The following is a 304-nucleotide window of genomic DNA, read 5'->3' on the forward strand; positions in this document are numbered from 1 at the left end:
TTTCGGGCCGGCCTCATGAATAAGCCGGGGTGAATACTGTCTTTGAGCGGCACACTCTCCGCATCGCGCAGATCGGTGGCGGATTCAAAGGTCAGGTAGCTGCCATCTTCCTGACGGTAATAACCAAAGTCCGATAGTTGCTCCTCGGTGCAGCCATAACGCTCGGTAAGGCCTGTCACACCAGCAGCCGAGAGCGGGTAGCGCTTGTCGGTGACCTTTTGTGCCTTCTCGTCGTACCAGCTGACGGCGTTGAGGATCGCGGTTTTATCGCTTGAGTTATTGTCAAATCTGGTGGATGACGGTC

The 304-nt window shown here is 55.6% G+C and carries 1 protein-coding gene; it reads right to left on the minus strand.

The annotated features are described in order from the left end of the window. The coding region (locus tag CCD76_RS20150; protein WP_444875472.1) for a hypothetical protein at nt 1–304 on the minus strand (304 nt) is incomplete at both ends.

The sequence above is a fragment of the Salinicola salarius genome (assembly GCF_002179555.1).
GTDB lineage: Bacteria > Pseudomonadota > Gammaproteobacteria > Pseudomonadales > Halomonadaceae > Salinicola > Salinicola salarius_A.